Source organism: Aestuariivita sp., from assembly GCF_049276915.1.
Lineage (GTDB): Bacteria > Pseudomonadota > Alphaproteobacteria > Rhodobacterales > Rhodobacteraceae > Aestuariivita.
Genome location: NZ_JBASXK010000118.1, coordinates 36,198 through 45,838, shown reverse-complemented (window position 1 = coordinate 45,838; position 9,641 = coordinate 36,198). Strand labels below are relative to the sequence as shown.

The following is a 9,641-nucleotide window of genomic DNA, read 5'->3' as shown; positions in this document are numbered from 1 at the left end:
CCGCTCGGGGCGCGCTGCACGCGGCCGCCCCGCGCTGAGATGGGCCTTGGGGGCCATCAGCGGCCCGCGCGAGGGCGCGGCCTCGGTGGTGATCTCGCTGGGTCTGGGCCTGTCGGTGCTTGCAGCGGTGGGCCAGATCGACGGGAATCTGCGCAACGCCATCACCGGCGATCTGCCCGAAGTCGCCCCGTCCTATTTCTTTGTCGACATTCAGCGCGACCAGATGCCGGGCTTTACCGAGCGGCTGGAAAACGATCCTGCCGTGAGCCGGGTGGACAGCGCACCGATGCTGCGCGGGATCATCACGCGGATCAATGATCGCCCCGCCCGCGAGGTGGCGGGCGGGCACTGGGTTCTCGAAGGCGACCGGGGTGTCACCTATTCCACCGATCTGCCCGACAACACCACCCTGACAGCAGGCACATGGTGGGCCCCCGATTACGACGGCCCGCCCCAGATCAGCTTTGCCGCCGAGGAAGCGGTGGAAATGGGCCTCACGCTGGGCGACAAGCTGACCATCAACATCCTCGGCCGCGATATCACCGCCGAGATCACCTCCCTGCGCGAAGTCGACTTTTCCACCGCCGGGATCGGCTTCATCATGTCGATGAACCCCGCAGCCCTTGCCGGGGCACCGCACAGCTTCATCTCGACCGTCTATGCCGAGGAAGAGGCCGAAGCGCAGATCCTGCGCGATCTGGCCGGGCAGTTCCCCAATATCACCGCCATCCGCGTGCGTGACGCGATCGATCAGGTGACCGACCTTCTGGCAGGTCTGGCGGCCGCCACCTCCTATGGTGCCGCCGCCACGCTTCTGACCGGCTTCCTGGTCCTGATCGGTGCCGCCGCCGCCGGCGAAGGCGCGCGCACCTACGAGGCTGCCGTCCTCAAGACGCTCGGGGCGGGACGCGGCCGCATCCTGAAATCCTTTGCCCTGCGCGCCGCCATTCTGGGTGCCGGTGCCGGGATCGTGGCCCTCGCGGCGGGGATCGGCGGCGGCTGGGCGGTCAGCTATTTCGTGATGGATACCGATTTCAACGTGATCTGGCCCTCGGCCTTCGGGATCGTGGGCGGCGGGGTGCTGGCCACGCTTCTGGCCGGGCTCGCCTTTGCCTGGCGACCCCTTGCGGCCCGTCCCGCGCAGGTGCTGCGTGCACGCGAATGATCAGCGCCCGCAGGCGACCGGGTTCAGGATCTTCAGCAGATCGACATTGTCGCAGATCAGCGAATTCAGCGTGATGTCATCCAGATAGGCGTAAAATGCCTGCGCCGCATCCGCCAAGGCCAGCCTGAGTCGGCAGGCCGAAACCAGCGGACAGGTGTTGTCGGCATCGGCAAAACACTCTGCAATCGGCAGGTCGCCCTCCACATCGCGAAAGACATCCCCGATACAGATTGAACCGGCGTCCCGCGCCAGTGTCATGCCACCGTTTCGCCCTCGTTGCGTGTGCAGATAACCCAGTTGACTCAATTGGTTAATCACCTGGGCCAGGTGGTTTTCCGAGACATTGCAGCGCTGGGCAATCTCAGCCTTGGTGACCAGCCGATCCGCATTGGCACCGCAGAACATCAACAGTCTGACGGCGATATTGGTTCGTTTCGTAATGCGCACGAACACAGTCCTTTCTTCGACCAGATGCTGACCATCTTGCACATCCGCGGAAATGACGGTTTGACATACATCAATTCAGCTCAAGGAAAGATGCATGTCCCCTGCCCCTTACTTTTTTGGCTATGGCAGCCTTGTGAACACGGCCACCCATGACTTTCCCGATCCCCAGACAGCCCGCCTGAGCGGATGGCGGCGCGCCTGGCGTCATACAGATCTGCGCCCGGTAGCCTTTCTGACGGCTGTCGCGGACCCCACCTGCGAGATCGACGGCATGATCGCCCATGTGCCCGGCAATGACTGGGCCGCGCTGGATGCGCGCGAATGGGCCTATGAACGCGTGCCGGTCAGCCAAAGCGTCATCCATACCCGCAGCGAGGCGACCGAGATTGCCGTATATGCCGTGCCCGAGGGCCGGCACAGACACCCCAGCAACGACTATCCCATCCTTCTGAGCTATCTCGACGTGGTCATTCAGGGCTATCTGCGCCACTTCGGGCGGGAGGGCGTCACCCGGTTCTTCGACACGACCGATGGCTGGGGTGCACCGATTCTCGATGACCGGGACGAGCCGCGCTATCCCCGGCATCAAAGGCTTTCGCCGGAAGAACACGCGCTCGTCTTCGAGGAACTGGCGCGCGTGGGGGCGCGGGTGCTGCGCCCCGACTAGGACCAGCGCCCCGCAGGGTCAGGTCGCGTGACCCAGCCAACCAAGCCGCTCCCGCGTTTCCCGGGCCAGCCGCGCGACAAGATCGGCGGCAGGCTCTTCGCCGCCGAGGGCCGCGGCCTGCCCAAACAGATCGAAGCTGGCATAGGCGTCCATCTCTCCTGCGCCGGCCTCCAGAAGCGGCTGCAACAGCGCGTACATTGCCGGGAACGGGGCAAGCGTTCCGGCCAGCGGTGCCATATCGGCGGCGTAGGCGCTGCGCGCGCCCCGTGCCGACCGACCCGAGACGGCGTCGGTGACGGTGGTGCCGGAGTCATCGGCACCCGCGAGGCGCGCACGGCGGCGGGGATCGGTGGCCGCCTCGGGACAGCGCAGGAACGCGGTGCCCATCTGCACGCCGGATGCCCCCAGCGCCAGTGCCGCGGCAATGCCGCGCGCGTCTGCGATGCCGCCAGCGGCGATCACCGGGACCGAGACCGCGTCCGCGATCTGCGGCACCAGCGCCATCGTGGCCACGCCGTCGGCTGGAAGGCCCGGAGTGAATGAACCGCGATGCCCGCCGGCTTCCCAGCCCTGCGCGATCACCGCGTCCACCCCGGCGCGTTCGAGCCTGAGCGCCTCGGCCACGCAGGTTGCCGACGCGAAGATGCGGATACCCGCCGCGCGCAGCCGGTCCATCGCGACGGCGTCCGGCAGGCCGAAATGAAAGGACACGACAGGTGGTGCCGTCTCGACCAGCGCGTCGATCACCTCAGGGTCAGGTGCGGCCGGGATCGGAGGCAGATCCCCGTCCGCCAGCTCAAGCCCCGCGCGCGCATAGGCGGCTTCGAGAACCGCGCGCGCCTGCGGTCCCGGCTGCGCGGGGGCCGCGTTTGCCGGCAGCACGAAGAGATTGAGGTTGTAGGCACCGTTGGTCAGCGCCCGCACCGCGCGGGCACGCGCGCGCACCTCGTCGGCAGGCAATGTTCCGCAGGCATGGGCCCCAAGCCCGCCCGCGCCGGTGACGGCGGCGGCCAGTTCAGGGGTGCAACTGCCCAGCATGGGGGCTTGCAGGATCGGATGCTCGATCCCCAGCAGATCGGTCAGACGGCGGTCCGGCCACATGGCGCGCGCTCCCTTCGGTTCCACGCAATTGCGGGGCAGTCTGCCGCGCACGGAGCCGAAAAGCGAGGCTGAACCGTCAACCGTCAGTCGCGCGCGCGCACCCGTTGGAGCAGCGGCATCACCGCGCTCATGTCCGGGCCGTGGCTTTGCCCCGTCAACGCCTTGCGCAGCGGCATGAACAGCCCCCGGCCCTTGCGTCCGGTCGCGTCTTTCACGGCGGCTGTCCAGGTGCTCCAGGTGTCGGCGTCAAACGGGCCTTCGGGCAGAAGCGTCAGGGCCTCGGCCACGAAGGCGCGGTCTTCCTCGTCGATGACCGGCTCGGCACCATCGCGCAACAGCGTCCACCAGCCCTCAAGATCATGCAGCGTCGTGATGTTGTCGCGCGTCACGGTCCAGAACTGCCCGGCCAGATCCGCCGGCACGCCGATGGCCGCAATCTCAGCCGCGACGGCCTCCAAAGGCAGCGTATGCAGATAGCGCGCGGTCAGGGGAAACAGATCCTCGACATCGAATTTGGTCGGAGCCGAGCCAAAGCGCGCAATGTCGAAACCCTCGATCAGCTCGGCCATATCGGTGCGCAGCTCGACCGGATCAGCCGATCCAAGCCGCGCCATCAGGCTGAGCAGAGCCATGGGCTGAACCCCCTGTTCGCGCAGATCGCGCAGGGCCAGCGTGCCCAGACGTTTGGACAGCGCTTCGCCCTGCGGGCCGGTCAGCAGGGAGTGATGGGCGAAACTTGGCACCGTACCGCCCAGCGCCTGAATGATCTGGATCTGGGTGGCGGTGTTGGTGACGTGATCCGAGCCGCGCACCACATTGGTCACGCCCATATCCGTATCATCCACGACCGAGGCCAGCGTATACAGCACCTGACCATCCTGACGGATCAGAACCGGATCGCTGACGCTGGCGGCATCAATCGAGATATCGCCCAGAATGCCATCGTTCCATTCGATCCGTTCCTGATCGAGCTTGAAGCGCCAGACACCCTCACCGCGCTCGGCGCGCAGCGCGTCGCGTTCCGCATCAGTCAGTGCAAGTGCGGCGCGGTCATAAACCGGCGGTTTGCCCATGTTCAGCTGCTTCTTGCGCTTGAGATCCAATTCGGTCGGCGTCTCGAACGCCTCATAGAACCGGCCCATGGCGCGCAGTTGATCGGCGGCTTCGGCATACCGGTCCAGACGCAGCGACTGTCTCTCGATCCGGTCCCAGGTCAGGCCAAGCCACTCCAGATCTTCCTTGATCGCATCGACATATTCTTCTTTCGATCGCTCGGGATCGGTGTCGTCAATGCGCAGGATGAAGGTGCCGCCGGACTTGCGGGCGATGAGATAATTCATCAGCGCGGTGCGCAGGTTTCCAACGTGAATATATCCGGTGGGGGACGGCGCAAAACGAGTGGTGGTCATCGGGTGTCTCCTGTTGGCGCGCTCTTCTCACAAGGGCTGTGGATTGTCCAGCAATGGCCGGACTCTCGCGGGCAATCGGGACGGCTGCACCGGTCATCAAGGCATTGTTACCGAAAACCGGGTCCTGTCAGGCGCGGAATGCGCGACACACTCTGGCCACGCTGATTTCTCGCACTATCCTTGGATACTGTTCATCACTCAAGAGAGGCCATTGCCTATGTCCGACGCTCCCCAGTTCACACGCCGCGCCGCATTGGCCGGTGCCGCTGCCCTTCCTCTGGCCGCAGCCGCAACCCAGGTCAGTGCCAGTGCACCCATGATGGGTATGGGCATGTCGCCCTTCAACCGCTTCAAGATGGGCGATTTCGAAGTGACAACGATTCTGGCCGGTACACGCACCGTGCCCGATCCACAGACGATCTTCGGCATGAATGTCACGCCCGAGGAATTCGCCGCAGTTTCCGCAGCGGCCAAGCTGCCCACGGATGCCGCACAGTTCTTCTTTACCCCCACGGTTGTGAACACCGGGGCGGAACTGATCCTGTTTGACACCGGCCTGAACGGACCCGCCACCACCGCGGCGCTGGCCTCTGCCGGTTACACGCCCGATCAGGTGGATGTGGTCGTCCTTACCCACATGCATGGCGATCACATCGGCGGTCTGATGACAGATGGCGCGCCTACCTTCCCCAATGCACGTTATGTCACCGGTCGGGTCGAATTTGACTCCTGGAAGGGCAAAGGCAACGAAGGCTATGACAACATGGTTGCTCCGCTTGCCGATCAGATGACCTTCCTGGAAGGCGGCAATGACGTGGCCAGCGGCATCAGCGCCGTCGAAGCCTTCGGCCATACCCCCGGCCACATGACCTATATGATCGATGCAGGCGGCAAACTGCTGATGCTGGGTGCGGATTTCGCCAATCACTATGTCTGGTCTCTGGCAAATCCCGATTGGGAAGTCCGCTTTGACATGGACAAGGAAGCCGCAGCCGCCACCCGCCGCAGCCTGTTGACCATGATGGCCAATGAAGGTGCCGCCCTGATCGGCTATCACATGCCCTGGCCGGGTGTCGGCTTTGTCGAAATGGACGGCGACTCGTTCAAATACGTGCCGCACAGCTATCAGCTGATGCTCTGAGAAATCACCGACCCTGCCCCGATGCGGGCAGGGTCACTCATGTCTTTCCTGATCGCGGCCCGCGCCTTATGATAGGGGCCATGACCGCGTCCGATCCCCACCTGATCCAGATCGAAACCATCGCCCGGGCGACGGTCGAGGCCTTACCGGCTGCCTTTCGCAGGGCGGCCTTCGAGGTTGTGCTCCAGGTCACAGATTGGCCGCCTGCAGAAATCCTGCAGGAGATGGAGATAGACGATCCGCTAGATCTGACGGAGCTTTATGACGGCATCCCGATGACCGAGAAATCCGTGATGGACAGCCCGGCCGGCCCGGATATCGTATGGCTGTTTGCCCAGCCCATCCTGGCCGAGTTGAACGAGCGGGCAGATGTCTCGCTTGAGGACCTGGTGACCCATGTCACCATCCATGAATTCGCCCATCACTTCGGCTGGTCCGATGCCCAGATCGCCGCCATCGACCCCTGGTGGGAATGATCAGAACTCGTCCATGGGGCGGATCTTGCTGCCATCGCTGAACCGGCTGAGGCGGAAATCATGGGGATCGACCACGGGCGCGCGCCCGGTGACAAGATCCGCCAGCAATACGCCGGCACCGGGCCCGATGCCAAAGCCATGGCCGGAAAAACCGGTGCCGATGAACAGCCCCGGCAGCGTCTCGACCGGGGAAATCACCGGGATCGCATCGGGTGTGACATCAATCATGCCTGCCCAGGATTGCGCGATCTGAGCCTGGTTGAGCACCGGAAAGGCCCGCCGCGCCGCCGCCCAGCTGCTCCGCATGATTCGCTCCACAGGTTGCGGATCCAGCACGCGGGTCTGCTCGAACGGTGTGATCTGCGAGGGCAGCCAGCTGCGCGCCTCGCCCGCTTCCTGACGCCAGCGATCCGACAGGCGAAAGCGCAAGGATGCCCATTCCGCGCGCAACGCCGGCAGAAACTGGCGCATCAGGCGAAAGTTGTCCGGCACCAGATCAACCACGCTGTAGGTGCCACAGGCGATGGTAAAGCCGCCATCCGCCCGTTTGCGGATCGCGAAATCCGCCGCCCAGGCCGAGGCCTCCGGCCCACCCTCGACAGCGGTCGTGCGCATGACGGTATTGATCACCCTGAGCTGCGGCAGCTCGATCCCGGCATTGCCGGCAAACAGGCGCGACCACGCGCCCCCCGCCAGCACCACCGCGTCACAGCGGATACGTCCCTTTTCGGTGATCACCCCGCTGACCCGCCCCGCCTGGATATCAAGCGAGCGCACCGCACAGCCCGTGTGGATCGTGGCACCGGCCGCGCGCGCGCCCTTGGCGATGCCCGGCGCGGCCCATTGCGGCTCGGCCCGACCATCCTTGGGCGTGTAAAGCGCGCCCTTCAGGCGCAGGCTGTGCCCGGGCAGGAGCGCGTCAAGCTCGTGCCCTTCGATCATCCGGGATTCGATCTGATACGGGCCAAGATGTTCGGCCCAGCGCTGATATTTTGCATAGTCCCGCGCCGAGGGGGCGGTGAACAGGATTCCGGTCTGGGCATATCCCATGCGCTGACCCGTGCGCGTCTCCATCCCTTCCCACTGCCGGATCGCTGCCGCCATCAGCGGAATTTCGCGCGGATCACGGCAGGACATGCGCACCCATCCCCAGTTGCGCGAGGATTGCTCGGCTCCGATCTGGCCCTTTTCGCACAGCGCCACGCTGAGGCCGCGTTCGGCCAGTTCCAGAGCGGTTGACGTACCGATGATCCCGCCGCCGATCACGACGCAATCCACCCTCTCGGGCAGCGTCATGTCAGTGGGAACGGGATCGAGCATGGGGCCGGGCATGGGGCAAAGTCTGCTCTATTCCTTGCCCGCGTCCAGCCATATTCGACCGCCGCACCGGGGTATTTTTACCAGAAAGAAGCAGGGGTCAGCCCGGATCGCGCCACCGGTTCACGATCGGGTAGCGACGATCCAGCCAGAAGGCATGTTTGGTCAGCCGCGCGCCGGGGGCGGACTGAAAGCGTTTGTACTCGCTGATGTAGATCAGATGCTCGATCTTGCGGGCGGTTTCGGCGGCAAAGCCGGCGGCAACGCAATCGGCAATCGAGCCGTCGCCGTCGATCAGGATCTCGAGGATCGCGTCCAGTTCCGGGTAGTCGGGCAGCGAGTCGCTGTCTTTCTGGTCCGGGCGCAGTTCCGCGCTGGGGGGTTTGGTGATCACGCGCTCCGGCATCACCGCGCCCGCCGGGCCCATCATCCAGTCGCGATGGGTTTCGTTGCGCCAGCGGCAGGTCTCGAAGACGCGGGTCTTGTAGAGATCCTTGATCGGATTGTAGCCCCCCGCCATGTCGCCATAGATCGTGGCATATCCCACGGCCACCTCGGATTTGTTGCCCGTGGTCAACAGCATCTCGCCGAACTTGTTGCTGAGCGCCATGAGCAACAGACCCCGCAGGCGGGACTGGATGTTTTCTTCGGTCAGATCCGGTTCGGTGCCCGCAAACAGCGGGGCGAGCGTCTCGCTTACTGCATCGCGCGCCGTGCTGATCGGGACGGTGTCATAGCGGCACCCAAGGCGGGTTGCGACGGCGGTCGCATCCTCGAGGCTTTCAGCCGAGGTATATTCGGATGGCAGCATCACGCACCGCACGTTTTCAGCCCCCAGCGCATCAACCGCGATCGCCGCCACAAGCGCCGAATCGATGCCCCCCGACAGGCCCAGCAGAACCTTTTTGAACCCGGTCTTGGCCATGTAATCCTTCAGGGCCGTGACCATGGTGCGGTAATCCTGCTCCCATTCGTCGGGGTGGTGCGCCTTGTCGGCTTCGACGATGTCCCAGCCCTGCGCACCACGGATCAGGTCGAGCTGGGCAATCGTGGCGTCAAAGACCGGCAAAAGCTGTGCCAGCTTGCCGCCCCGGTTCAGCGCGAAAGAGCCCCCGTCAAAGACCTGATCATCCTGCCCGCCCACCATGTTGAGATAAATCAGCGGCAGATCGGTCTCGATCACCCGGGCCACCATATGGTTGAGCCGGGTTTCGAACTTGCCCCGGTAATAGGGCGAACCATTGGGCACCAGCAGGAACTCGGCTCCGGTTTCGACCAGGGTTTCGGCCACATCCTCGTGCCAGGCATCTTCACAGATCGGGCTGCCGATGCGGGTGTCGCCTATGGTGTAGGGACCGCCCAGGGGGCCGGACTCAAAGATCCGCACCTCGTCAAAGACGGTTTCATTGGGCAAATGATGTTTCAGCTGGGTCGAGGCGATGCGCCCCTCGCGCAGAATGAAATAGGCGTTGAACAGCCGGGTCCCTTCGACATAGGGCCCGCCGATGGCCAGTGCCGGGCCATCCGCGCACTCTCTGGCCAGGTGCTGAACAGCCTCGAACGCGGCCATGTAGAAGGCCGGTTTCATCACCAGATCCTGTGCATTGTAGCCGGTGATGAACATCTCGGGCAGCGCCACCAGGTCGGCCCCTGCCTCACGCCCGGCCTGCCAGGCGGCGCGGGCCTGCGCTGCATTGCCGGCAATGTCGCCGACAACCGGGTTCAGCTGCGCCAATGTGATGCGGAAACGGTCAGCCATCATGCCCTCGTTCTCAAGCTTGCTGTGCCCATGTAGCAGATCACCGCCCGAGGAAAAGGCAAAGCGCACCAAAAGTCGTTGAAGCGCGCGGCCCCTGCGCATACCTTTCAGGACGCCCCCAGGAACAGGTCGGAGACACAAACCATGTCGGGATTGAGC

At 64.5% G+C, this 9,641-nt stretch carries 9 protein-coding genes; 4 read left to right on the top strand and 5 right to left on the bottom strand.

What is annotated here, in order from left to right:
- On the top strand, positions 1-1,165 hold a 1,165-nt coding region (locus tag WAO69_RS12790), incomplete at its 5' end, for an ABC transporter permease (RefSeq protein ID WP_422179705.1).
- Here the strand turns inward: WAO69_RS12790 and WAO69_RS12785 are convergent.
- The gene (locus WAO69_RS12785; RefSeq protein ID WP_422179702.1) at positions 1,166-1,612 is read right to left on the bottom strand and encodes an RrF2 family transcriptional regulator; all 447 of its coding nucleotides are present in this window, start codon (positions 1,610-1,612) and stop codon (positions 1,166-1,168) included. It lies immediately after the preceding gene.
- A 94-nt stretch (positions 1,613-1,706) separates the two neighbouring features.
- On the opposite strand from WAO69_RS12785, the gene WAO69_RS12780 reads away from it, so the two are divergent.
- A complete protein-coding gene (locus tag WAO69_RS12780) occupies positions 1,707-2,279 on the top strand; it encodes a gamma-glutamylcyclotransferase family protein (protein ID WP_422179700.1) in 573 nt (190 codons plus the stop codon).
- 18 nt (positions 2,280-2,297) lie between these two features.
- On the opposite strand, the gene WAO69_RS12775 is transcribed toward WAO69_RS12780, so the two are convergent.
- Together WAO69_RS12775 and gltX are read right to left on the bottom strand one after the other, a co-directional pair.
- Positions 2,298-3,404 carry an NAD(P)H-dependent flavin oxidoreductase gene (locus WAO69_RS12775; RefSeq protein WP_422179698.1) on the bottom strand — a complete coding sequence of 369 codons (1,107 nt, stop codon included), beginning with the start codon at positions 3,402-3,404 and terminating at the stop codon, positions 2,298-2,300.
- 59 nt (positions 3,405-3,463) lie between these two features.
- Complete coding sequence (gene gltX, locus WAO69_RS12770) at positions 3,464-4,789, bottom strand: glutamate--tRNA ligase (protein ID WP_422179696.1); 1,326 nt, start codon at positions 4,787-4,789, stop codon at positions 3,464-3,466.
- Between the two features lie 217 nt (positions 4,790-5,006).
- Here gltX and WAO69_RS12765 point away from each other — a divergent pair, with 217 nt between their 5' ends.
- Both WAO69_RS12765 and WAO69_RS12760 read left to right on the top strand, forming a co-directional pair.
- Positions 5,007-5,930 (top strand): MBL fold metallo-hydrolase, encoded by a 924-nt coding sequence (locus tag WAO69_RS12765; protein WP_422179694.1) that lies wholly within the window; start codon positions 5,007-5,009, stop codon positions 5,928-5,930.
- An 80-nt stretch (positions 5,931-6,010) separates the two neighbouring features.
- Positions 6,011-6,406 (top strand): metallopeptidase family protein, encoded by a 396-nt coding sequence (locus WAO69_RS12760; protein ID WP_422179692.1) that lies wholly within the window; start codon positions 6,011-6,013, stop codon positions 6,404-6,406.
- Here WAO69_RS12760 and WAO69_RS12755 read toward each other — a convergent pair whose 3' ends face one another.
- Together WAO69_RS12755 and WAO69_RS12750 are read right to left on the bottom strand one after the other, a co-directional pair.
- Positions 6,407-7,738 carry an NAD(P)/FAD-dependent oxidoreductase gene (locus WAO69_RS12755; protein ID WP_422179689.1) on the bottom strand — a complete coding sequence of 444 codons (1,332 nt, stop codon included), beginning with the start codon at positions 7,736-7,738 and terminating at the stop codon, positions 6,407-6,409.
- Positions 7,739-7,823: 85 nt separating this feature from the next.
- A complete protein-coding gene (locus tag WAO69_RS12750; protein WP_422179709.1) occupies positions 7,824-9,482 on the bottom strand; it encodes an NAD+ synthase in 1,659 nt (552 codons plus the stop codon).
- Positions 9,483-9,641: the final 159 nt, after the last annotated feature.